The sequence below is a fragment of the Bacteroides sp. L008 genome, assembly GCF_040812255.1.
GTDB classification, from domain to species: domain Bacteria; phylum Bacteroidota; class Bacteroidia; order Bacteroidales; family Bacteroidaceae; genus Bacteroides; species Bacteroides vicugnae.
Window position 1 is genome coordinate 2,551,825 of the sequence record NZ_JBFNXO010000001.1, and the last position, 25,744, is coordinate 2,577,568.

The window sequence follows — 25,744 nt, forward strand, 5'->3', positions numbered from 1 at the left end:
TTATTATAGGCTTGAAAAAGGTTAAATCGGTAAATGCGCTATCGCAGAGAAGAAATATTTTAGGCACGGATTACACGGATTTCACGGTTTCTTTTTAATTAATACCGTGAAATCCGTGTAATCCGTGCCTAATCAATTGTTATTCTTCAGTATAACGTTCGATCGTCTGTGCTCTGTCCGGTCCTACGGAAACAATCTTGATTTCTACACCAAGCTGCTCTTCCAAGAAAGTCAGATAAGCGTTGAATTCTTCCGGGAATTCATCTTCGCTCTGCATCTTAGTCATATCCGTCTGCCAGCCGGGAAGTTCCGCATACACTGGTTCTACCCCTTCTGTGATGTCATACGGGAAATAATCGATTTCTTCACCGTTCACTTTGTAAGCAACACAAGCTTTGATTGTTTCGAAAGTATCGAGTACATCGCTCTTCATCATAATCAATTTGGTAACCCCGTTTATCATAACGGAATACTTCAGCGCTACCAGGTCGATCCATCCGCAACGACGTTTACGTCCGGTAACAGAACCGAATTCATGTCCCAAAGTACACATCTTGTCACCTGTTTCATCAAATAGTTCTGATGGGAACGGACCTGCTCCTACACGAGTACAGTATGCTTTGAAAATACCATATACTTCACCTATACGGTTAGGCGCCACTCCCAGTCCGGTGCAGGCTCCCGCACATACGGTATTGGAAGAAGTCACAAACGGATATGAACCGAAATCAATATCAAGCATAGTACCCTGAGCTCCTTCACAAAGAACACTCTTACCATCTTTCAACAGATTATTCACTTCATGTTCGCTATCTACAAAATGGAATTGTTTCAGGTATTCGATACCTTCCAACCATGCTTTTTCCAATTCTGTCAGGTCATATTCATAATTCAGACTCTTCAGGATTTGCTCGTGACGAGCCTTCGCAGCAGCATACTTCTGATCGAAGTTATGAAGAATGTCACCTACACGAACACCGTTACGGCTCACTTTATCCGTATAAGTAGGACCGATCCCTTTGCCGGTAGTTCCTACTTTGGCATCTCCTTTGGCTGCTTCATAAGCAGCATCCAGAATACGGTGTGTCGGAAGAATCAGATGAGCTTTCTTTGAAATGTGCAAACGTTCTTTCAGCGGATGACCTGATGCCTCAAGTGCTTCTGCCTCTGCCTTAAACAATGCGGGATCAAGTACCACACCGTTACCGATGATGTTTACCTTGTTTCCCTGAAAAATACCGGAAGGAATAGAGCGGAGCACATATTTCTGTCCTTCGAACTCAAGCGTGTGACCGGCATTCGGGCCGCCCTGAAAACGAGCAACCACATCATACTTAGGTGTTAAAACGTCGACTACTTTTCCTTTACCTTCGTCGCCCCATTGTAATCCTAATAGAACATCTACTTTCATTTTTCTTTTTTATTGTTGTTATTTACTTTTTTCCGTTTGTTAGCTCTGTCGCACTTACTACATACTCCATATATATATAAGGAGTAATGTGAAAGCTGGAAGCGGCTCAATTTCGTATTTTCAATGGCATGCTGTAATTCCTCGTTCTGAAACTCGGTCACTCTACCACATTGAGTACATATCTGATGATGATGTGTCTCGCGATTATATGATTTTTCGTATTGGGAAGAAGTGCCGAACTGATGCTTAATGACCAATCGTGCATTAATAAGGAGGATAATAGTGTTGTAGAGAGTTGCACGGCTCACCCGGAAATTCTCCTGGTCCATCATCCGTAAATAAAGCATGTCAATATCGAAGTGACCGTCGATAGAATAAATAGTATCGAGTATGGCGTAACGTTCAGGAGTCTTACGATGCCCGTTCGCCGTGAGATATTCCGTGAATATCTGCCTTACTGTATCTTTCACGTTTTGAGTTTCCATCATCAGCCAAAATTAGCGCGAACAAAGTTAAGCCTTTTTTGCGGAAAGCAAAAGAAATTCTTAGAAATAAGTAATGGGTTAATTATTCTTCAGTCTCTTCTTTCACCATGTTGTAGAGCATCTGCTCCCCTTCCAAGGTAGAATCAGCCATTCCCTCCACCAGACGGCATACTTGAAAAGCATGTTCTTCACTATGCTGCATATATTTGCGGATAACCAGTAAAGCAGCGTTACGAACGTGATAACTGTCGGAATGTACGGCACAGATCGCCTGATCGAGTAATTCACCGGAAGCGCGTTCAGTCATATCGCCTTTCTTCATCAGAAGACGGGCGGCCGTCAGAAAACCACAAGTCTGTATATACTCCTGCTCGTCAGCAATCCAGTGAAAAGATTTGGCCGGAGCATACGGTAAATGCTGGAAGAGATTCATGCAAGTCAGCTCGGCTATCTCGATATTCCGGATATTTTCTACCCAAATGTCGGCTATCTCGGGATAAAATGTTTCAATCGGCTGAAGCATTCCCGCCAGAATTTTACATTCGCGAATGTCCTCTTTCCACAGAGCCTGTGCCAGGTCATGATTCTTCTCATAACTTTCGGCAATCATCTTGATGCGGGGCAGTTCTACTCCGAAATTGAGTTTATAAACCAACCCTTTCTCACGCATACTTTGGGACACAGCCCCGTTCATAGAGAGACGGAGCTGTGTCTTGATATCTTTCAATTGTTCTTTAATATCCATTTCAAATCAGTTGTTTATTGAAGGCAACGGAGAATAATCAGTGCTGTAACGCAACATTTGTTCTACATAACCCTCATCATAGGAAACTGTGACATCTGTAACAGTTCCGTTTTCATCTGTCACCAGTTCGTATTTCGGATTCACAAAGCCTTTGTAAGGAGCCAGATTCAGCTTCTTATAACGTTCCAGAACTTCTGCATGCAGAGCCGGATCCACTTTTACCGCATAGTTTTCTACCAATGTACGGGCACCTTCAAAATCACCAGTCGACTTGATGCGCTGGATTTCAGCTAATAATTCACCGAAAAGTTGACGTACCTTCTGATAGTCATTGATAACCACATAAGTCTTTCCGTCTTTTTTCACCAGTTCCACCGCTTTATCGGCAGCCCCCTTTTCAAATACCCAACGGGCTATCAGCTGGCGATTGCGCATGTGAGCTTCTTCAACACTATTTCCCGGTTCAATACGTACCAGTTGTGTCATCAACCCATTCATCAGATAAGTATAGTATTGAGCCTTATAAGCATCGGGAGAAGAGAGCAGCCCCAATTCCACCAGCTTCGGATCGGCTACATAATACAATCCGAATAAATCGGCCCGTGCCTCTTCGATAGTAGAACCATAAGCCTTCAATGCATCAGGATCTACCCCCGGAAGCAACTTGCCGGAACCGTGTCCCAGACATTCATGCAAGTCTGTATGAAGCTCATCCGTCAAGTCAGAATAAGCATCGATCAGCTGTAATTCCGCATCACTATAAACAAATTCTTCGTTGAATCCGTTTCCATGAGCAGCTTTATTATAAGCATCCGTTATGTTTCCGATAGTCACCGATTTGGAGCCATGATGGGCACGAATCCAGTTGGCATTCGGCAGATTGATACCAATAGCAGTTGCCGGATAAAGATCACCCGCAAGAATAGCGGCAGTGATTACTTTAGCCGATACGCCTTTCACCTTTTCTTTCTTAAAAGACTTATCAACCGGAGAATGATCTTCAAACCATTGCGCGTTACTGCTGATAATCTCCGTACGGTGTGTCGATTCCAGATCTTTGAAGTTCACCAAAGATTCCCAGCTCGCTTTCATCCCCAAAGGATCGCCGTAACTTTCGGTAAATCCGTTCACAAAATCGATCCGTGAGTCAAGGTCTTTCACCCAAAGAATCGCATATTCATCAAAATCTTTCAAATCACCGGTTTCATAAAATTGGATCAGCTTGGTGATAACAGCTTTTTGTGCCTCATTCTCTGCCACACCTTCCGCTTTCTTCAGCCAATAAACAATCTTCTCAATTGCCTGTGTATAAAGCCCGCCTACTTTCCAAACCTTCTCTGTCAACTTCCCGTTTTCTTTTACCAAACGACTATTCAGTCCATAAGAAACCGGTGTTTCATCTTTCGGATCTTTCAGCACGCTATAGAAACTTTCCGCCTCTTTCTGCGTCACTCCATCATAATAATTACAAGCAGAGGTCAACACAAGATCTTCGCCATCCGCTTGGTTTACCCGTTTCGGCATAACCGTCGGATCGAAAATCACCGGAAACAGTTCGGCACAAAGCTGTTCGGCAGTCTGCCCTTTCTCCAATGGAAGCAACTTGGCATCCAGACCGAGCACGGCCTGTTTCAAAAATTCCTGTGAGAAGTTCGGCACAAATTTCTCCATACCATAGTGGTGATGAATACCATTGGAGAACCATACCCTTTTCAGATACACCTCCATGTTTTTAAAATCAGGCGTCGTTTTATCTCCCTGATAGTTTGTATATACTGCTTCGAGCATCCTACGGATTCTCAAATTATATTTTCCATTCTGGTCAAACAGAATATCCCTTCCTTCCAGAGCAGCCTCTGTCAGGTAATAAATCAGTTCCTTCTGTTTCAGCGTCAGTTCCTCAAATCCGGGAACCTTATAACGCAATATCTGTAAATCAGCAAATTGTTCCACTGTATAATCAAATTTTCCTGCTTCAGCAGTTGTTGTTTTACTTCCTCCGCACGACGTTAAAAGCGTGGCGGCCACTGTCATTAAAATCAGATGTTTTCTCATAATGCTAGCATTGATTAATTAAAATGAGAAAAGGAATTATCCCCAAAATTTATCTTTCAGAGGTAATTCCTTTTGATCAGTTTCGGAACGCGCAATTATTTCTTATTTTCCAAATGTTTTTTGCGATATCCGTTAGGAGTTTCACCTACGTTTTTGTAAAATGCAGCGTAAAAAGATTGACGATTTGCAAAGCCAACCATAGCACTAATTTCTTCCACATTTTTGTCGGCATAACGTTTGTCCGTCAATAAATGCAAAGCATCTTTTACTCTGTATTCATTCAACAGGCAAGAATAGTTCATACCAAAGCGTGAGTTCACTACTGCAGAAAGGTAACGAGTATTCGTCTTCAATTCTTTCGCCAAGTCCTTAGCTGAATAATCAGGATCCTTGTACTTCTTCTGTACAACGATGATATTCAAGATTTTGTCATACAACTCGTCTGCCAATTCCGGTCTAATTAAAGACCTGTATGCAGCCTTCTTTTCTTTCTTTTCCCTCAAATTGTAGGGACGTTTTTTCGGAGTTTCTTCCGTTTTTTTGTTCTCTAAATCACTCATTGAATTAACTGGTTAGGGTTTGTTCATTTGTTAATAATTGCTCATTTGCAACATAACATGTTACAAATGTCTTACTTTTTTTTTAAACACACAATTATTTTGTGCATTTTTTTTCTAAATAAACAATCAAAAACCTTGAAAAAGAAGGAATAGCCTCGAATAATAAGAAACTTTAACTTATTTATAATTCATATCAGAAACAGAAATCTACACATGATGAAAATTGCCGAAGAAAAATGTACCTTTGCGGCATGGATAAATTAGCATCAATGAGAGAAACTCTAAAGACATATTTCGGATACGATAGTTTCCGTCCGCTGCAAGAAGAAATCATCCGCCACGTCCTGAATAAGCAGGATGCACTGGTATTAATGCCTACTGGCGGGGGGAAATCGATCTGCTACCAACTTCCCGCACTGCTTTGCGAAGGTACCGCTGTTGTCGTTTCTCCACTCATCTCATTGATGAAAGATCAGGTAGAAGCATTGCTGGCAAACGGCATCGCAGCCGGGGCACTGAACAGCAGTAATAACGAAACGGAAAACGTTCATCTGCGACGTGCCTGCATTGAGGGGCGACTGAAGCTGCTTTACATTTCACCGGAAAAACTTTTAGCAGAAAAGGATTATTTATTGCGGGATATGAACATCTCTCTGTTTGCTATTGATGAAGCGCATTGCATTTCACAATGGGGACATGACTTCCGTCCGGAATACACACAAATGGGAGTGCTCCACCAACAATTTCCGCAAATACCGATTGTCGCCCTAACTGCCACTGCGGATAAAATCACGCGCGAAGACATCGTACGGCAATTACACCTCAACCATCCACGTGTCTTCATCTCATCCTTCGACCGCCCCAACATCAGTCTGACTGTGAAACGTGGGTTTCAAGCGAAGGAAAAGAACAAGGCTATCTTAGAATTTATTCACCGTCACGGGAAAGAAAGTGGGATTATTTACTGTATGAGCCGGAGTAAGACAGAAACCGTTGCACAGATGTTGCAAAAGCAGGGTATCCGCTGCGGTGTCTATCATGCCGGATTATCCGCCCAACACCGGGACGAAACACAGGATGACTTTATCAACGACCGCATACAGGTGGTATGTGCCACCATTGCATTCGGAATGGGGATCGATAAATCAAACGTCCGCTGGGTCATACATTATAATCTTCCCAAAAGTATAGAAAGTTTTTATCAGGAAATAGGCCGTGCCGGACGTGACGGCCTCCCCAGCAGTACTGTCCTGTTTTATTCACTCGGAGATCTCATATTACTCACTAAATTTGCTTCGGAAAGCAATCAGCAGAACATCAATCTGGAAAAACTACAACGGATGCAACAATATGCTGAATCCGATATTTGCCGGAGAAGGATTCTGTTAAGCTATTTCGGAGAAACAACCACAGAGGATTGCGGTAACTGTGATGTTTGTAAAAATCCTCCTCAACGATTTGACGGTACAATCATTGTGCAAAAGGCATTAAGTGCCATCGCCCGCACAGAACAACAAATCAGTACAGGCTTGTTGATCGATATTCTTCGTGGAAGCTATTCTGCGGAAGTAACCGGAAAAGGTTATCAGGAACTTAAAACGTTTGGTGCCGGACGCGACATTCCTCCTCGTGACTGGCAAGACTATTTGCTTCAAATGTTGCAACTCGGCTACTTTGAAATAGCCTATAATGAAAACAATCATCTTAAAATTACGGCAAGCGGAAGTGATATTCTCTTCGGAAGAGCCAAGGCGACATTAGCAGTCATCCGGCACGAAGAAATAGCCACTCAAAAAGGAAAAAAGAAGAAAGTGGTGGTTGCAAAGGTACTTCCTTTCGGCCTGGAAGGGGGAGAAAACGAGGATTTATTCGAAGCCTTACGCGGATTGAGGAAACAACTGGCCGATCAGGAGGCACTACCCGCCTACATCGTCTTGTCAGACAAAGTATTACACCTGCTTAGTATTTCCCGCCCTACTACTATTGAAGAATTTGGTGAAATCAGCGGTATCGGAGAATACAAGAAAAAGAAATATGGAAAGGATTTCGTAAATCTGATTAGACAGTTCGTAGAATAAAAGAAATTCTTTAATAGTATATATTAACGAGCCATCTGACTAATTATTATTCGTTCCACAACTGTTTTCCTTTAGTTCCACATAGGTTTCCCTTTCGTTCCACCTATGTGGAACGAAAGGGAAACCTATGTGGAACGAACTAATGCCTATAACAAAAAGCTCTAACTTATGTAAACCGGAAAGATATAGTTGCCTTATTGATAACTTCATTTGCATTGCCGCAATTGTTCGTGCAGATCAGCCGGAGGCACTCCCAATGAAATGGCTTTCTCAAAGTCAGCTTTGGCAAGTCCTTTCTTTTTCTGTGCCAGATAGATATTTCCACGCAGCAGATAAGCATCAGCCGAGGCAGCATCCAACCGGATCGCTTCCTCCAAATCAACCAATGCCAGATCTTCATGCTTCATCTCGCGTTCCACGTCGGCACGGGCAATATAAAGCGTCGCATCGTCAGGAGTGGCCGTAATCATCTTATTCAGAATTTCAAGAGATTCCCGGAATTTTCCTTCTTTCTGCTCCAGAGTAGCCAATCCCAGACGACCGCTATAACTCTGCGGATCCAGTTCCAGCAAACGATTATAATCGATTCTCGCAGCCGGATAATCCCGGCGGAGCACATAAATATAGGCACGCATCAATAAAGCTTCCTTGTTCTGCTTATCCTCATCAAGCACCTGACAATAATCGGTATAAGCACGGTCTGTTTTTCCCATTTCCATATAAATGGCGGCACGGTCGAGTAAAATAGGAACTGCCAAAGGAGCAAAATTCAGTGCAAAAGAATAAGACTCCAACGCTTTGTCAAACTCACCCAAACGACGCTGCACCAATCCCAAGTTAGAAAAAAGCAACGCATTCTTGGCATTCTTCGGTTCCAGCTTCAAAGCCTGAAGCAAAAGTTCCTCTGCTTTGGGAAGGCTGTCTTTCTCGATACATTCAATGGCTCTTTCGGACAATTGCTGATAAGTTTGCGCAAAAGCAACAGCCGGAAAACAAAAAAACAAAGCTATCATTATTCTTACCATGGTTCAGGTCTTTTTTAGTGAATAAATTAATCCAATGGATATGCGTCAAAAGCAAACAGTTCGGTCGACAAATAACGCTCTCCCGTATCAGGTAACAACGCTACTATTTTTTTGTTCTTAAATTCCGGACGCAGTGACAGTTGACGGGCAGCATACACGGCTGCTCCCGAAGAAATTCCCGCCAGCAGACCTTCTGTTGCCGCTAACTCACGTCCCGCACGAATCGCTTCGTCATCGGGCACACCCATCACCTCATCTACCACAGAAGCGTCATAAAGCTTGGGAATAAAATTCGCTCCGATACCCTGAATACGATGCGGAGCTGCCTCTCTTCCCGCCAATACAGGAGACGACGACGGTTCCACCGCCACAATATAAATATCCGGATTATGTTTCTTTAAAGCACGGGCTACACCGCACACTGTTCCTCCAGTACCCACTCCGGCTACAAAAACAGCCACTTCACCATCGGTATCGCGCCAGATCTCTTCACCTGTCGTCCGTTCATGAACAGCCGCATTAGCCGGATTCTCAAATTGTTGCAAGATCACCGAACCGGGAATACTATCACGCAACTCCTGCGCCTTGGCAATAGAAGCTGCCATTCCTCCTAACCCGTCCGTCAATACAATCTGCGCACCCAATGCTTTCAACAGGTTCCGCCGTTCCAGGCTCATTGTTTCGGGCATGGTCAATATCAGGTGATACCCTTTAATAGTGGCTACCATTGCCAACCCGACACCTGTATTTCCACTTGTCGGCTCAATAATCGTTGCACCGGGTTTCAGTGCTCCACGAGCTTCCGCATCTTCAATCATCGAAAGAGCCACTCTGTCTTTTACACTTCCCGCCGGATTAAAAGCCTCCAGTTTGGCAATAATATTTTGTTCCAGACCGTACTTTCCACTATAACCGGAAAGTTCCATCAAAGGGGTATTCCCCACTAAATCGGTTAGTTTCCTTGCAATCTTTGCCATCTTATTACTTTATTTTTGTCACAGACACGACAAAGATATGGAAAAAAAGGTATGTTTTATATCACTTCATGAGAAAGATAAGGAAAAGTATAGTAACTTTGTATCCGTTCAATCTTTTTAAGTTTACAGATATGAAAAAGAGAATCATACAATTTCTCACGACCTATTTTTTATTTGTTCTTTTATTCGTTCTTCAGAAACCAATCTTCATGGTTTACTACCATGATTTATATACCGACGCATCTTTAGGTGACTACTTCCGCATCATGTGGCACGGATTGCCTCTGGATTTATCTCTTGCAGGTTACCTGACCGCCATCCCAGGCTTACTGCTCATCGCCTCCGCCTGGACGAGTTCATCCATACTCCGCCGCATCCGGCAAGGCTATTTCGGAGCAATCGCCTTTGTCATGGCCTGCATTTTTATCATCGACCTGGGATTATACGGCTTTTGGGGATTCCGTCTGGATGCCACCCCCGTTTTCTATTTCTTCTCTTCCCCCAAAGATGCTATGGCAAGTGTCAGCTTTTGGTTTGTATTATTGGGAATCTTATCTATGCTGATCTATGCAGCAATTTTATACTTCATTTTCTATTACGTCCTTATCCGGGAGAAAAAGCCCCTGAAAATACCTTATCGACGTCAGAATGTCTCGCTTGCGCTCCTTTTGCTGACAGCGGCACTCTTCATCCCCATCCGGGGCGGATTCAGCGTGTCCACCATGAATTTGAGCAAGGTATACTTCAGTCAGGACCAACGCATGAATCATGCAGCCATCAATCCGGCATTCAGCTTCATGTATTCCGCCACCCACCAGAATAATTTCGATAAGCAATATCGCTTCATGGACCCGAAAATAGCCGACGAATTATTTGCAGAGATGGTAGACAAACCTGTCTCAGCAACAGACAGCATCCCCCAATTATTGAATACACAACGTCCGAACATTATTTTTATTATCCTTGAGAGTTTCTCCACACACTTGATGGAAACTTTCGGAGGACAACCCAATGTGGCTGTCAATATGGATAAATTCGCTAAAGAAGGCGTATTATTCAGCAACTTCTACGGCAGCAGTTTCCGCACAGACCGCGGACTGGCATCCATCATCAGCGGATATCCCGGCCAGCCAAGCACCAGCATCATGAAATATCCCGAAAAGACGGACAAACTTCCTTCTATACCGCGCAGCCTGAAAAATGCCGGATACAACTTGGAATATTACTATGGCGGAGATGCCGATTTCACAAACATGCGCTCTTATCTGGTATCTTCCGGTATCGAGAAGATTATTTCCGATAAGGATTTTCCTCTGTCCGAACGTACAGGAAAATGGGGAGCACAGGATCACGTCTTATTCCAACGCCTGATGAAAGACCTGAAAGAAGAAAAACAAAAAGAACCGTTCCTGAAACTTGTTCAGACATCAAGCAGCCACGAACCGTTCGAAGTCCCGTTCCACAGGCTGGATGATAAAATCCTCAACTCCTTTGCGTATGCCGATAGTTGTGTAGGAGATTTCGTGAAACAGTATCAAGAGACACCGCTATGGAAAAACACACTGTTTGTACTCGTTCCCGATCATCAGGGTGCATACCCATATCCCATAGAAAATCCGCTGGACGGCCAAACCATTCCGCTGATTTTAATCGGAGGTGCAATCAAACAACCTCTTGTGGTAGATACTTATGCTTCACAAATTGACATTGCCGCCACCTTGCTTGCCCAATTAGGATTGCCGCATGATGAATTTACTTTCAGCAAGAATATCATGAATCCGGCCTCTCCTCATTTCGCATACTTCACCCGACCGAACTATTTCGGAATGATTACCGCCGATAACCAATTAGTGTACAATCTGGACGCAAATACTGTGCAACTAGACGAAGGTACCGCCAAAGGAGCCAATCTGGAAAAGGGAAAAGCGTTCCTGCAGAAGCTCTACGATGACCTGGCAAAACGCTAGGAAATGAATTATATTGAATATTTATAAAGTAATATAGAACAATAAAGCCTGATGATACACACCGGAATTGTCCAATATCTTTCGGAGATAGATACAAATATCTTCTTGTCTTTCAATGGCATACATTCCCCTTTCTGGGATTATTTCATGAGTTCTTTCACGGGTAAATTCATCTGGATTCCCATGTATGCCACTATATTGTATATTTTATTAAAAAACTTCCACTGGAAAGTAGTACTGTGTTACGTGGCTGCCATTGCACTGACTATCACCTTTGCCGACCAAATGTGCAGCAGCATCATTCGTCCGGTAGTAGCACGTCTGCGTCCCGCCAATCCGGAGAACCCGATTGTAGATCTGGTATATATCGTAAATGGTTACCGCGGGGGAAGCTACGGTTTCCCATCGTGCCATGCAGCCAATTCATTAGGTCTTGCCATGTTTGTCATATTCCTGTTCCGTAAACGTTGGCTAAGCATTTTCATCCTGACCTGGGCAATACTCAACTGCTACACACGTATATACCTGGGTGTACATTATCCCGGTGATTTACTCGTAGGAGGTATTATCGGAGGATTCGGCGGTTGGTTGTTCTGCACCATCGCCCACAAAGCAGCCATCTATCTGGAACCTTCCACCCGCACGAAGAGAAAAGAAATAAAACAATGGTCAGTCACTATTTATGTAGGATTACTGACCGTGCTCGGTATCGTTCTATATTCCACTATTAAAAGTTGGTAGAACACAACAACACTATTTCGAACTAAAAAGTAAAAGCCTGACACCGTTATCCGATGCCAGGCTTTTACTTTTTTATCCGGGTTTATCAAGCTTTCTTGATATAATCAACAATCCACTGTCCTACTTCTTTTGTTCCGTACTTAGCACCTTCAGTCACTTGTATTTCCGGTGTGCGTACATTCTCATCCAAAGAAGCATCTACGGCTTTACGAATCAATGCACCCTCTTCTTTAAGGTCGAAATACTCGAACAACATAGCTACAGAAAGAATCTGTGCCAATGGATTAGCAATATTCAATCCCTTAGCCTGCGGCCATGAACCGTGAATCGGTTCAAATACCGGAGTACTTTCACCTGTAGAAGCAGAAGGAAGCAAGCCCATAGAACCACTGATTACAGAACCTTCGTCAGTCAGGATGTCACCGAATGTATTTTCCGTTACCATCACATCGAAGAAAGCAGGTTCCTGAATCATCTTCATTGCAGCATTATCCACAAACATATAATCAGTTGTCACTTCCGGATAGTTCGGAGCCATTTCCTGTGCGATCTGACGCCACAGACGGGAAGAAGCCAACACATTTGCCTTATCTACCACAGTCAGATGTTTTCTGCGCTTCATCGCATATTCGAAAGCCACCTTCAAAATACGTTCGATTTCCGGACGAGTATAATAGTTCGTATCATACGCCTTGTCATTATCCTGATACTTTTCACCGAAATACATACCTCCAGTCAGCTCACGGATACAGATAAAATCGGCATTTTCTACCAACTCCGCACGCAACGGAGATTTGTGGATCAGGCATTTGAATGTCTGTACCGGACGGATATTAGCGAAAAGACCCAGTTTCTTACGCATAGCCAGCAAACCTTGTTCCGGACGTACCTTGGCAGTAGGATCATTGTCAAATTTCGGATCACCTACGGCAGAGAACAAAACAGCATCCGCCTCTTTACAAACCTGATAAGTTGCTTCCGGAAACGGATCGCCTACTTTATCAATCGCATCAGCTCCACAGATTGCATATTCGTAACTTACTTTGTGACCAAACTTCTCGCAAACGGCACTCATCACATCTACACCTTGCACAGAGATCTCCGGTCCGATGCCGTCGCCTGCTAATACAGCAATTTTAAAATCCATAATCGTTTATTCTTCTATTTATATATTCTTATAAAAAACATTCTTCGGGCAAGTTGTTTCTCACTTGCTCTTCTCGTATTCATCTTCGATGAGGTTCAACATCTTCATAGTAGCCTTGATGGCAGCCTCTGTCTGGTCGGCATCGAGTCCGCGGGTACGGAACACCTGCTCATCATAACTCCACGTGATAACTGTCTGCACAAATGCATCCGTACGTCCACCGGGAGGGATGGTTACCGCATAATTGGTCAACATCGGGAATTTACGTCCTAATGTCACCTTATATATCTTACGCAGCGCACGAACAAAAGCATCATACTGACCATCGCCGCCTGAACTCTCTTCATACTCTTTTCCGTTGATTTCTATCTTCAACGTTGCCATCGGTTTCAGCCCATGAGCCAGATTCACAAAATAGCTCTTCAGTTTAACCTTCTCACCCACTGCTCCGTGTTTCAACACATCCGAAACAATGTACGGCAAATCTTCCTGTGTGACCAGCTCTTTCTTGTCGCCCAACTCGATGATGCGTTCCGTTACCTTGCGCATAGCATCTTCGTCCAGCTCCAGTCCAAGATCTTCGAGGTTCTTGCGGATATTCGCTTTACCGCTTGTCTTACCCAATGCATATTCCCGCTTACGGCCAAAACGTTCGGGAAGCAAATCATTACAGTAGAGATTATTCTTGTTATCCCCGTCGGCATGCACTCCTGCCACTTGCGTAAAGACATTCTCACCTACAATCGGTTTATTGGCAGGTATCACAATTCCCGAATAAGACTCCACTACCCGGCTGACATCATTCAAACGGCTTTCGTCGATATTGGTCACCGCATTGAAATGGTCTTTCAGGATAGCCTGCACACTTGCGAGAGGAGCATTTCCTGCCCGTTCGCCCAGTCCGTTGATGGTTGTATGCAATCCTTTGACACCACTTAATACCGCGGCAAGGACATTACTCACAGCCAAATCATAATCATTGTGCGCATGGAAATCGAGATGAGTATTCGGATAACGTTTCTTCATCTTCCGCATATACTCTATCACTTGCAAAGGATTCAAGATACCCAACGTATCAGGCAACATAAAACGCTTGACGCTCGTTTCTTTCAATCCATCCATCAACTGAAACACGTATTCGGGAGAATCCTTGATACCGTTGCTCCAATCTTCCAGATAAACATTGACGGTTATATCCTGTTCGTCGGCATAATGCACCACACTTATGATATCCGCCAGATGTTCTTCCGGTGTCTTTTTCAGTTGTTGCGTACAATGCTTCAATGAACCTTTACAAAGAAGATTTATCACACGGCAACCGGTACGCTGAATCCAATCGACAGAAGTATGCCCGTCGACAAAGCCGAGCACTTCCACTTTATGGAGCAGATTACGACGGGCAGCCCAGTCGCAAATCATCTTCACGGCTTCAAACTCACCGTCCGACACACGCGCCGAAGCAACTTCCACCCGGTCTACCTTTAAATCTTCTAACAGTAAACGGGCGATCATTAGTTTCTCATGAGGCACGAAAGACACTCCGCTGGTTTGTTCACCATCACGGAGCGTTGTGTCCATGATTTCTATTTTCACGCCTTCTTTTCCCATTCTTCTATTTTATCTTTATTGCTCAACAAGAAATCGATATCGTCCAATCCGTTCATCAAACAAAGTTTCTTATAAGCATTGATTTCGAAATGTTCACTTTTACCTGTCGCCTTGTTGGTGATGGTCTGTTCGGGAAGGTTCACTTCCACTTCCATCTTCGGGTCCGCTTCTATCGAATCGAACAACTCCTGCAGAAACTCCTCGGTAACAACCACCGGCAGCACAAAGTTGTTCAACTCATTATTCTTATGAATATCGGCAAAGAAACTGGATACCACCACGCGGAAACCATATCCTGCAATGGCCCAGGCAGCGTGTTCACGGCTGGAACCCGAACCGAAGTTTTTTCCTGCCACCAATACCTGTCCGCTGTAAGTAGGATTGTTTAACACAAAATCCTTGTTCAGGGAACCGTCAGCATTATAACGCCAGTCACGGAAAAGATTATCACCGAAGAATTTTTCTTCACGAGTGGTTGCTTTCAGGAAACGTGCCGGAATAATCTGGTCAGTATCTACGTTTTCTAAAGGAAGAGGTACACAAGTACTTGTTATTATATTAAATTTTGTCTTAGCCATCTTTTTATTTACGATTTAACGATTTACTATTTACTATTTAACGATTGAAATTACTATTGACTCATTCTCTTACGACAGACAATCTGATTCACGACCATTTTTCAATCGTAAATCGTAAATTGTCTAATCGTAAAATCAAATCAGTTTTCTCGGATCGGTAATCACACCTGTCACCGCAGCAGCGGCAGCTACCAGCGGACTAGCCAGCAAAGTGCGTGCACCGGGTCCCTGACGTCCTTCAAAATTACGGTTACTGGTAGATACCGAATACTTTCCGGCAGGAATCTTATCATCGTTCATTGCCAGACAAGCAGAACATCCCGGCTGACGGATAGCAAATCCGGCTTCCGTCAATATCTTGTCGATTCCTTCCTTACGGATCTGTGCGTCTACCATCCATGAACCCGGAACCAGCCATGCAATAACATTCTCCGCTTTCTTACGACCTTTCACGATGGAAGCAAATGCACGGAAATCCTCAATACGACCGTTTGTACAAGCCCCAAGGAATACATAATCAATCTTCTTACCCAACAAAGATTCACCCGGTTGGAATCCCATATACTCCATTGATTTCTTGAACGAAACCTGTGCAGCTTCACTCATTCCTTCCATGGTAGGAATGTGTTGTGTGATTCCCATACCCATACCCGGATTCGTTCCATAAGTAATCATCGGTTCAATATCAGCCGCTTCGAAACGGACTTCTTTATCAAACACGGCATCATCATCACTCTTCAATGTCTTCCAATAAGCCAAAGCCTTGTCCCATGCTTCGCCTTGCGGAGCATTTTCACGTCCTTTGATATATTCAAAAGTCACTTCATCCGGAGCAACCATCCCACCACGTGCACCCATTTCAATCGAAAGGTTGCAAAGGGTAAGACGTCCCTCCATTGTCAGATTGCGGATAGCCGAACCTGCATATTCCACGAAGTAACCTGTAGCACCACTGGTAGTCATCTTAGACATCATATACAGAGCCACATCCTTTGCAGTCACCCCTTTGCCCAGTTCACCGTCTACAGTGATACGCATTGTTTTCGGTCTCGACTGGAGAATACATTGTGAAGCCAGCACCATTTCCACCTCACTCGTTCCGATACCGAAAGCAATCGCTCCCATTGCACCATGAGTAGAAGTGTGAGAGTCACCGCAAACAATCGTCATTCCCGGCAAGGTCAAACCACGTTCGGGGCCTACCACATGGATAATACCATTCTTCGGATGCATCATGCCGTAGTGCGTCAGACCGAAATCCTTCGCGTTTTTTGTCAAAGTATCCACCTGCGTTTTAGAGACCGGATCTTCAATCTCCTTATCCTGATCGTGTGTCGGTGTATTATGGTCAGGCATACAAAACACCTTTTCCGGACGCAACACTCCGATTCCACGTTCACGCAATCCCGCAAAAGCCTGCGGACTAGTCACTTCGTGACAATATAACCGATCAATATAAAGCTGTGTAGGGCCATCTTCCACAGTAGTCACCACGTGGGCATCCCATATCTTATCAAATAATGTATTCATCTGTTTATTTACTATTTTACTAATTACTATTTACTATTTCAATCAATCTCTGTAATACCAAACCGACTGTCAATCTCTTTTTTACGATTTGAATTTGTTGATACAGTCGATGTAGGCTTCTACCGAAGCAGCAATAATATCTGTGTTGGCACCAAAACCATAATAAATCTGGTTATCATATTCTACCTGCATGTGCACTTTACCTACATCATCACTTCCCTTACTGATAGCCTGAATAGTAAACTCTTTCAGAGTCATGTGCCGTTCTACAATCTTTTTCAATGCTTTGATAGCAGCATCTACCGGACCATTACCACTGGCACAAGCTTCAAACTTCTCACCGGCAATATTCAATCCCAAACTGGCTACCGAACGCACACCTACACCACTCGTCACCTGCAAGTAATCCAGTTTGATGCGATGGTTCTGGCTACGGTCTGCACCTGCCAATACTAAAATATCATCATCATTAATATCTTTCTTCTTATCAGCCAACTTCAGGAACTCATCATATACCTTATCCAGTTTTTCCTGATCCAGATTCACTCCCAATATAGAAAGACGATTTTTCAATGCTGCACGTCCGCTGCGGGCAGTCAATACGATAGAGTTGTCATCAATACCCACATCATGCGGATCGATAATCTCATATGTCTGTACATTTTTCAATACGCCATCCTGATGGATACCTGAAGAGTGTGCGAAAGCGTTACGTCCAACGATTGCTTTATTAGGCTGTACCGGCATATTCATCAGGCTGGATACCATACGGCTGGTCGGATAAATCTTCTGCGTATTGATATTGGTCTGGATATCAATTTCGTGATGGCTCTTGATAATCATGGCGATTTCTTCGAGAGCAGTATTTCCTGCACGTTCGCCAATACCGTTGATGGTAACTTCCACCTGACGCGCACCGTTCAAGACACCGGCTATCGTATTGGCAGTAGCCATACCCAAGTCATTGTGACAGTGAGTAGAAAGTATGGCATTATCAATGCCGTCTACATGGTCAACCAGATATTTTATCTTGGCGCCATATTCTGAAGGCAAGCAGTAACCTGTTGTATCAGGGATATTCACTACGGTAGCTCCAGCCTTGATGACAGCTTCCACCACACGTGCCAGATATTCGTTATCCGTACGGCCTGCGTCTTCTGCATAAAATTCCACATCGTCTACAAAACGGCGGGCATATTTCACAGCAGCTACTGCACGTTCGATAATCTCTTCACGATTCGAATTGAATTTATATTTAATGTGCGAATCAGAAGTACCGATACCAGTGTGAATACGTTTATGTTTAGCAAATTTCAGTGCATCTACGGCTACATCAATATCTTTTTGAACTGCGCGGGTCAAAGCACAGATAGTAGGCCAAGTCACCGCTTTTGAAATCTCAATTACTGAATTAAAATCTCCCGGGCTCGAAATGGGGAATCCGGCTTCAATCACGTCTACTCCCAACGCTTCCAATGCCTTTGCTACCTGAATCTTTTCTACTGTATTCAACTGGCATCCCGGAACCTGTTCACCATCTCTAAGAGTGGTATCAAAAATAAATAACCTATTGTCCATATTCTTATGTATATTATATAATTATTAGCATTAAAAAAAGCCTTTCACACTTGGAAGTGAGAAAGGCTTTCGTATATTTTCATTTATACACATTTACGCGCAGCACTCACTTCCACTAACCTTTGATAGTAGAATAATAATACCGCATAGTAGAATATGTATAAACATCTGATTCATTTCTTGTCTCTTTTATTAGTTTGACGGTGCAAAGGTATGGATTATTTCTTTACCACCAAATAATACGTTACTTTTTTATCGAAAAAAATATCATTTCATAAGTTAAAGCCGATTATTAGCAAAAATATATCACGAATAAAGCGATATATTCATTAAACGAAAAGAGGGAGTAGAATGTTTGAACCATTCTCTCCCTCTCCTTCTTTATTGTTCTAAATCAATAGATTACTTCTTATCGCAACATTCTTTCTTTTCTGCGCAATCAGCTTTTTTGTCGCAAGCAGTAGCACAAGAGTCCTTAGCCTGGCAGCAAGAATCAGATTCAACAACAGCTTCCACTGTTTCTACAGTTGTTTCTTCACCTTCAGAAGCAGCGTTAGTAGTTTTGTTACCAGTACAAGACATCATTGCAAAAGAAAATGTTACTGCTACAGCAGCCAAAAATAATTTAGTTTTCATACCTTTTAAATTTGCTTTAAACGTTTAATAAAATAATTGTCAGTCGCAAATATAGCACTTTTTTCGCAAAGTACCAAAACAGAAAGCCCCTTGACTCAAAATGAATCAAGGGGCTTCTTCAAAAACGGCGGCTACCTACTCTCCCACTGTTACGCAGTACCATCGGCGTGACGAGGCTTAACTTCTCTGTTCGGAATGGGAAGAGGTGGAACCCTCGTGCTATAACCACCTGAATAAGGTTATGACATGATGAAAAGTAAAACTTCAGTGTATAGCAAGCTAAACGTATATACCCAACCGGTACATGTTCGAAAGAAAGTGAACGGGCAATTAGTAATGCTCGGCTTTGATGTTACCACCTTTACACCTGCATCCTATCAACGTCATCGTCTTTGACGACCCTAAGAAATCTAATCTTGTGGCTGGCTTCGTACTTAGATGCTTTCAGCACTTATCCAATCCCGACTTAGATACCCAGCAATGCACCTGGCGGCACAACTGGTAAACCAGCGGTCAGTCCAACACGGTCCTCTCGTACTAGTGTCAGAGCCACGCAAATTTCATACGCCCACGATAGATAGAGACCGAACTGTCTCACGACGTTCTGAACCCAGCTCGCGTGCCACTTTAATGGGCGAACAGCCCAACCCTTGGGACCTTCTCCAGCCCCAGGATGTGACGAGCCGACATCGAGGTGCCAAACCCCTCCGTCGATATGAGCTCTTGGGAGGGATCAGCCTGTTATCCCCGGAGTACCTTTTATCCTTTGAGCGATGTCCCTTCCATACGGAAACACCGGATCACTATGCTCTAGTTTCCTACCTGATCGACTTGTCTGTCTCCCAGTCAAGCGCCCTTATGCCATTACACTCTACGGACGGTTACCAATCGTCCTGAGGGCACCTTTAGAAGCCTCCGTTACACTTTTGGAGGCGACCACCCCAGTCAAACTACCCACCAAACAGTGTCCTCGCATCAGCGAGTTAGAACTCAAATAATCAAAGGGCCGTATTTCAACAGCGACTCCACAAATACTGGCGTACCTGCTTCGAAGTCTCCGGCCTATCCTACACATCAATTACCCAAATTCAATGTTAAGCTATAGTAAAGGTTCACGGGGTCTTTTCGTCCCATCGCGGGTAATCGGCATCTTCACCGATACTACAATTTCACTGAGCTCACGGTTGAGACAGTGTCCAGATCATTACACCATTCGTGCAGGTCGGAACTTACCCGACAAGGAATTTCGCTACCTTAGGACCGTTATAGTTACGGCCGCCGTTTACTGGGGCTTCAATTCAATGCTTCTCTTGCGATGACATCTCCTCTTAACCTTCCAGCACCGGGCAGGTGTCAGGCTGTATACGTTATCTTTCAATTTGGCACAGCCCTGTGTTTTTGTTAAACAGTTGCCTGGACCTATTCTCTGCGCCCAACTCTCGTTGGGACCCTTTATCCCGAAGTTACAGGGTCAATTTGCCTAGTTCCTTAACCGTGAATCACTCAAGCGCCTTAGTATATTCAACCCGACTACGTGTGTCCGTTTGCGGTACGGGTACCTTAAAGATTAAGTTTAGCGGATTTTCTTGGGAGTATGTTTACACGCACTATTACCTCATTCCGAAGAATTCGGTATACTATCAGGTTCGACTCTTGCGGTGGATTTGCCTGCCGCAATCAACATCTACACCCTTCAACGGACTATTCCGTCAGTCCGCGGCGCTGTCACTCCTCCGTCTCCACGTCACTCTTTAAGGTAGTACAGGAATATTAACCTGTTCTGCCATCGGCCTCACCGTTCGGCTGAGCCTTAGGACCCGACTAACCCTGATCCGATTAGCGTTGATCAGGAAACCTTAGTCTTTCGGCGAGGGGGTTTCTCACCCCCTTTATCGTTACTTATACCTACATTTGCTTTTCCACACGCTCCAGCAAAGCTCACGCTTCACCTTCGACGCGGAGTGGAATGCTCCCCTACCGATCATTACTGATCCCATAGCTTCGGTAAATTGCTTGATGCCCGATTATTATCCACGCCAAACTCCTCGACTAGTGAGCTGTTACGCACTCTTTAAATGAATGGCTGCTTCCAAGCCAACATCCTAGCTGTCTTAGCAATCTGACTTCGTTAGTTCAACTTAGCAATTATTTCGGGACCTTAGCTGATGGTCTGGATTCTTCTCCTTTAGGACATGGACCTTAGCACCCATGCCCTCACTCCTGGGATCGAACTACTGCGCATTCGGAGTTTATCAAGACTTGATAGGCGGTGAAGCCCTCGCATCTTATCAGTCGCTCTACCTCACAGTAGTAATTCCCAAGGCTGCACCTAAATGCATTTCGGGGAGTACGAGCTATCTCCAAGTTTGATTAGCCTTTCACCCCCACCCTCAGTTCATCCGGAAGCTTTTCAACGCTTATCGGTTCGGTCCTCCAGTTAGTGTTACCTAACCTTCAACCTGACCAAGGGTAGATCACTTGGTTTCGCGTCTACTCCTTCCGACTAATCGCCCTGTTCAGACTCGCTTTCGCTTCGGCTTCATGTCTTGAGACACTTAACCTTGCCGGAAAAAGTAACTCGTAGGTTCATTATGCAAAAGGCACGCCGTCACTGCTTACGCAGCTCCGACCGCTTGTAGGCGCACGGTTTCAGGGACTATTTCACTCTTCTATTCGAAGTGCTTTTCACCTTTCCTTCACAGTACTGGTTCGCTATCGGTCTCTCGGGAGTATTTAGCCTTACCGGATGGTCCCGGCAGATTCACGCAAGATTTCTCGTGTCCCGCGCTACTCAGGATACCACTACGCTTCGTTTCACTTCGTATACCGGACTATCACCGTCTATGGTCCCATTTTCCAAAGGGTTCTACTCATGAAATGTCTTGCGATGTCGTGGTCCTACAACCCCAATATTGCCGTAACAACATTGGTTTGGGCTAATCCCCGTTCGCTCGCCACTACTAGGGGAATCATTATTATTTTCTTTTCCTACAGGTACTAAGATGTTTCAGTTCCCTGCGTTAGCTTCCATCTAGGATGGATGACATTCCTTCAGAATGCCGGGTTGTCCCATTCGGAAATCTTCGGATCAAAGGTTATTTGCACCTGCCCGAAGCTTATCGCAGCTTATCACGTCCTTCATCGCCTCCGAGAGCCAAGGCATCCGCCATGCGCCCTTGCTTACTTTCTTTCAAACTTCTTATTCTCGCATTGGTATTGACTTTGGAATTGCTTCCCGATGTCAATATTGCATACTCGAACACGTACGGTTTGATATATACTTTTAGCTCTTACTAAAATTTTACTTTTTGTACATCATGTCAAAGATCGTTTTCTCTTTTCAGAGATCGTGGAGAATAACGGATTCGAACCGTTGACCCTCTGCGTGCAAGGCAGATGCTCTAGCCAGCTGAGCTAATCCCCCAAGAGGTTATCAAGAATTGCTGCATTCCGCTTACGCGGCATTCACTCGTTCTTGAGCTTGGTAGTCCCAGGCAGAGTTGAACTGCCGACCTCTACATTATCAGTGTAGCGCTCTAACCAACTGAGCTATAGGACTATGTTCTACGCATTATCGGCTGCTTTCGGCATAATCGATGCAAGCATCGCTTCTGCTCTCTCTTGCTCGATAATTCAACCTTGTCTACCTGTATGTTAGACTCGGCTTCTTTTTTCTCTTGTTTATCTCTATCTATACTTCTATAGATGGTTGATCTATATTCTATAAATAAACAAGTACCAGTAGTACAAAAAACAGAACCTTTAAAGTCACTTTTTTTTACGATGTTGTATTTTACATTATTCATGCAGAATTACATCGTTTACGGCATCACTCCAGAAAGGAGGTGTTCCAGCCGCACCTTCCGGTACGGCTACCTTGTTACGACTTAGCCCCAATTACCAGTTTTACCCTAGGACGCTCCTTGCGGTTACGTACTTCAGGTACCCCCGGCTTTCATGGCTTGACGGGCGGTGTGTACAAGGCCCGGGAACGTATTCACCGCGCCATGGCTGATGCGCGATTACTAGCGAATCCAGCTTCACGAAGTCGGGTTGCAGACTTCGATCCGAACTGAGAGAGGTTTTTGGGATTAGCATCCTGTCACCAGGTAGCTGCCTTCTGTACCCCCCATTGTAACACGTGTGTAGCCCCGGACGTAAGGGCCGTGCTGATTTGACGTCATCCCCACCTTCCTCACATCTTACGACGGCAGTCTCTCCAGAGTCCTCAGCATGACCTGTTAGTAACTGAAGATAAGGGTTGCGCTCGTTATGGCACTTAAGCCGACACCTCACGGCACGAGCTGACGACAACCATGCAGCACCTTCACATTTGCCTTGCGGCTATATAGTTTCCTACATATTCAAATGCAATTTAAGCCCGGGTAAGGTTCCTCGCGTATCATCGAATTAAACCACATGTTCCTCCGCTTGTGCGGGCCCCCGTCAATTCCTTTGAGTTTCACCGTTGCCGGCGTACTCCCCAGGTGGAATACTTAATGCTTTCGCTTGGCCGCTTACTGTATATCGCAAACAGCGAGTATTCATCGTTTACTGTGTGGACTACCAGGGTATCTAATCCTGTTTGATACCCACACTTTCGAGCATCAGTGTCAGTGACAGTCTAGTGAGCTGCCTTCGCAATCGGAGTTCTTCGTGATATCTAAGCATTTCACCGCTACACCACGAATTCCGCCCACCTCTACTGTACTCAAGACTGCCAGTTTCAACTGCAATTTTACGGTTGAGCCGCAAACTTTCACAACTGACTTAACAATCCACCTACGCTCCCTTTAAACCCAATAAATCCGGATAACGCTCGGATCCTCCGTATTACCGCGGCTGCTGGCACGGAGTTAGCCGATCCTTATTCATATGGTACATACAAAATCCCACACGTGGAATACTTTATTCCCATATAAAAGAAGTTTACAACCCATAGGGCAGTCATCCTTCACGCTACTTGGCTGGTTCAGACTTACGTCCATTGACCAATATTCCTCACTGCTGCCTCCCGTAGGAGTTTGGACCGTGTCTCAGTTCCAATGTGGGGGACCTTCCTCTCAGAACCCCTATCCATCGTAGTCTTGGTGGGCCGTTACCCCGCCAACAAACTAATGGAACGCATCCCCATCGATAACCGAAATTCTTTAATATCAATCTCATGCGGGATTGATATACCATCGGATATTAATCTTTCTTTCGAAAGGCTATCCCCGAGTTATCGGCAGGTTGGATACGTGTTACTCACCCGTGCGCCGGTCGCCATCTTCACTTTGCAAGCAAAATGAAATGCTGCCCCTCGACTTGCATGTGTTAAGCCTGTAGCTAGCGTTCATCCTGAGCCAGGATCAAACTCTTCATTGTAAAAGTATTTTTATCATCGGTTAAGATGATTATTTGCTCTGTTCAGGACGCCGTAATTTTATTGACCTTATTCAAATACCTATCAGCCTTAATTGTATCGCTACTTCATAAGACAAGTATTGACGGTTCTATTTTTACTTGTACTACTTGTATTGTTTATCAATATTTCAAAGAACTTGTTGCTTTCGTTTTAAAAGCGGGTGCAAAGGTAAGGGCTTTATTTTTAACTACCAAACTTTTTCGGAAGTTTTTTTTCAGTTTTTCTTTTTTACTCAATTTCTCTGGCTCTCTATGCGAAAGGGAAAGAATGTATGAAAGAAGAACTCGCCGGTTTTCTTTGCGAATCGGACTGCAAAGATAAGAACTTTATTCAGTATAATCCAAACTTTTTCGGAAGTTTTTTGTTCTTTTCTTTAAGGGAGATTCCGCTTTTTCACTAAGTCAATTTTCAAGGCTTTCTTCTCTTGGAAAGCGGGTGCAAAGGTAGCCCCTTTTGGTATACAATCCAAATATATCAAACTATTTTTTCTAATTATTTTTGAATACATTTGCTAAAGTGCTGAGGAAGAACGATGTTGTAGAACATATTTTTTAAATATGGGTGGGGTGTGTGCGGAAACAACCGGAGAGCTACACATTATTATATTACACGCGGGCGCGTAAGTGCACCGGGGATCAATTTGCGTTAGGGGACAATTAAAGAATCAGGTCATAAATATAAGAGGAAAGAAAGATAGATATAAGAGATAGTGGTTTTATAGCGAGTTCCGTTTCTAAGTTTGATTCATTAATATGATACTTGTATGAGAATGATGCGTAGAATCTTCGATCTTACTGAAAAAGGATTTTTCTTTTTCATTTCTCATATTCTCATAACATGCACAATAATCTTTTGTAAATCAATAATATAATACTATGAGAAATAAAATACAAAACGGCATTTCTCATAGTATGACACGCATTTTGTACATAAAACAACCTGTTTCTCATAACTTATCAAGGCATTTCTCATAGTATTTTGACTATTTATCCTATAAATTCTCAAGCTGGATTCCGGGCTAAAGATCAAGTTGAATACCAGACTACACACCGCTTTACAATATATTATCAGTGCTTGTTGGAAGTATATAGAGCAGACATTAGCATATTTTCCTACCGGCATCTGTATTGTTGCACTCCAGTGAACAGGTCTGTGCACTAAAGTGGAAAGAACCGTCTACTAGAGTAGAACGATTTGTTCACTGGAGTGAAACGAT

General features: G+C 43.9%; 16 protein-coding genes, 2 tRNA genes and 3 rRNA genes. 3 read left to right on the top strand and 18 right to left on the bottom strand.

The genetic code is table 11. The features are described from left to right. Positions 1-139: 139 nt before the first annotated feature. The 5 genes from AB3G73_RS10215 to AB3G73_RS10235 all read right to left on the bottom strand — a co-directional run bounded on the left by AB3G73_RS10215 (position 140) and on the right by AB3G73_RS10235 (position 5,256). Positions 140-1,411 carry an adenylosuccinate synthase gene (locus AB3G73_RS10215; RefSeq protein ID WP_004301093.1) on the bottom strand — a complete coding sequence of 424 codons (1,272 nt, stop codon included), beginning with the start codon at positions 1,409-1,411 and terminating at the stop codon, positions 140-142. Continuing rightward, positions 1,408-1,896 carry a Fur family transcriptional regulator gene (locus tag AB3G73_RS10220; RefSeq protein ID WP_148364981.1) on the bottom strand — a complete coding sequence of 163 codons (489 nt, stop codon included), beginning with the start codon at positions 1,894-1,896 and terminating at the stop codon, positions 1,408-1,410. Before AB3G73_RS10220 ends, AB3G73_RS10215 begins: the two co-directional genes overlap by 4 nt. 82 nt (positions 1,897-1,978) lie before the next feature. Beyond that, positions 1,979-2,641, bottom strand: a complete 663-nt coding sequence (locus AB3G73_RS10225) for a DNA alkylation repair protein (RefSeq protein ID WP_004307185.1) — start codon at positions 2,639-2,641, stop codon at positions 1,979-1,981. A 6-nt stretch (positions 2,642-2,647) separates the two neighbouring features. Beyond that, positions 2,648-4,696: a dihydrofolate reductase gene (locus tag AB3G73_RS10230; protein ID WP_167511743.1), complete on the bottom strand. Its 2,049-nt coding sequence runs from the start codon at positions 4,694-4,696 to the stop codon at positions 2,648-2,650. Positions 4,697-4,791: 95 nt separating this feature from the next. After that, entirely contained in the window at positions 4,792-5,256 is a 465-nt protein-coding gene (locus tag AB3G73_RS10235; RefSeq protein ID WP_004301101.1) for an AraC family transcriptional regulator, read from the bottom strand. A 269-nt stretch (positions 5,257-5,525) separates the two neighbouring features. Between AB3G73_RS10235 and recQ the strand changes: the two genes are divergently transcribed. Beyond that, positions 5,526-7,334 carry a DNA helicase RecQ gene (recQ, locus tag AB3G73_RS10240; protein ID WP_367744782.1) on the top strand — a complete coding sequence of 603 codons (1,809 nt, stop codon included), beginning with the start codon at positions 5,526-5,528 and terminating at the stop codon, positions 7,332-7,334. Between the two features lie 206 nt (positions 7,335-7,540). Here recQ and AB3G73_RS10245 read toward each other — a convergent pair whose 3' ends face one another. Then, positions 7,541-8,359 carry a lipopolysaccharide assembly protein LapB gene (locus AB3G73_RS10245; RefSeq protein ID WP_148364597.1) on the bottom strand — a complete coding sequence of 273 codons (819 nt, stop codon included), beginning with the start codon at positions 8,357-8,359 and terminating at the stop codon, positions 7,541-7,543. 26 nt (positions 8,360-8,385) lie between these two features. Beyond that, the gene (gene cysK, locus AB3G73_RS10250) at positions 8,386-9,336 is read right to left on the bottom strand and encodes a cysteine synthase A (RefSeq protein ID WP_195650256.1); all 951 of its coding nucleotides are present in this window, start codon (positions 9,334-9,336) and stop codon (positions 8,386-8,388) included. A 131-nt stretch (positions 9,337-9,467) separates the two neighbouring features. Here cysK and AB3G73_RS10255 point away from each other — a divergent pair, with 131 nt between their 5' ends. Both AB3G73_RS10255 and AB3G73_RS10260 read left to right on the top strand, forming a co-directional pair. Next, positions 9,468-11,303, top strand: coding sequence for an LTA synthase family protein (locus AB3G73_RS10255; protein WP_234132667.1), 1,836 nt, complete (start codon positions 9,468-9,470; stop codon positions 11,301-11,303). A gap of 51 nt (positions 11,304-11,354) precedes the next feature. After that, on the top strand, positions 11,355-12,044 hold the full coding sequence (locus AB3G73_RS10260; RefSeq protein WP_148364595.1) for a phosphatase PAP2 family protein: 690 nt from the start codon (positions 11,355-11,357) through the stop codon (positions 12,042-12,044). A gap of 85 nt (positions 12,045-12,129) precedes the next feature. Here the strand turns inward: AB3G73_RS10260 and leuB are convergent, their stop codons facing one another. From leuB to AB3G73_RS10315, 11 genes are all read right to left on the bottom strand, one after another. Next, positions 12,130-13,191: a 3-isopropylmalate dehydrogenase gene (gene leuB, locus AB3G73_RS10265; protein WP_367744784.1), complete on the bottom strand. Its 1,062-nt coding sequence runs from the start codon at positions 13,189-13,191 to the stop codon at positions 12,130-12,132. Between the two features lie 60 nt (positions 13,192-13,251). After that, positions 13,252-14,799, bottom strand: a complete 1,548-nt coding sequence (locus AB3G73_RS10270) for an alpha-isopropylmalate synthase regulatory domain-containing protein (RefSeq protein WP_167511741.1) — start codon at positions 14,797-14,799, stop codon at positions 13,252-13,254. Next, complete coding sequence (gene leuD / locus AB3G73_RS10275) at positions 14,781-15,377, bottom strand: 3-isopropylmalate dehydratase small subunit (RefSeq protein WP_148364593.1); 597 nt, start codon at positions 15,375-15,377, stop codon at positions 14,781-14,783. Before leuD ends, AB3G73_RS10270 begins: the two co-directional genes overlap by 19 nt. A 135-nt stretch (positions 15,378-15,512) precedes the next feature. Next, on the bottom strand, positions 15,513-16,907 hold the full coding sequence (gene leuC / locus AB3G73_RS10280; protein WP_148364592.1) for a 3-isopropylmalate dehydratase large subunit: 1,395 nt from the start codon (positions 16,905-16,907) through the stop codon (positions 15,513-15,515). 81 nt (positions 16,908-16,988) lie between these two features. Beyond that, a complete protein-coding gene (locus AB3G73_RS10285) occupies positions 16,989-18,485 on the bottom strand; it encodes a 2-isopropylmalate synthase (protein ID WP_004301125.1) in 1,497 nt (498 codons plus the stop codon). A gap of 402 nt (positions 18,486-18,887) precedes the next feature. Beyond that, positions 18,888-19,121 carry a hypothetical protein gene (locus tag AB3G73_RS10290; protein ID WP_148364591.1) on the bottom strand — a complete coding sequence of 78 codons (234 nt, stop codon included), beginning with the start codon at positions 19,119-19,121 and terminating at the stop codon, positions 18,888-18,890. A gap of 122 nt (positions 19,122-19,243) precedes the next feature. Beyond that, positions 19,244-19,354, bottom strand: a 5S ribosomal RNA gene (gene rrf, locus AB3G73_RS10295). A 77-nt stretch (positions 19,355-19,431) separates the two neighbouring features. Then, a 23S ribosomal RNA gene (locus AB3G73_RS10300) occupies positions 19,432-22,311 on the bottom strand. Between the two features lie 160 nt (positions 22,312-22,471). After that, positions 22,472-22,545, bottom strand: a tRNA-Ala gene (locus tag AB3G73_RS10305). Positions 22,546-22,603: 58 nt separating this feature from the next. Continuing rightward, a tRNA-Ile gene (locus AB3G73_RS10310) sits at positions 22,604-22,680 on the bottom strand. Between the two features lie 279 nt (positions 22,681-22,959). Next, positions 22,960-24,488, bottom strand: a 16S ribosomal RNA gene (locus AB3G73_RS10315). Together the 16S, 23S and 5S rRNA genes with 2 tRNA genes alongside form the textbook arrangement of a ribosomal RNA operon. Positions 24,489-25,744 lie beyond the last annotated feature (1,256 nt).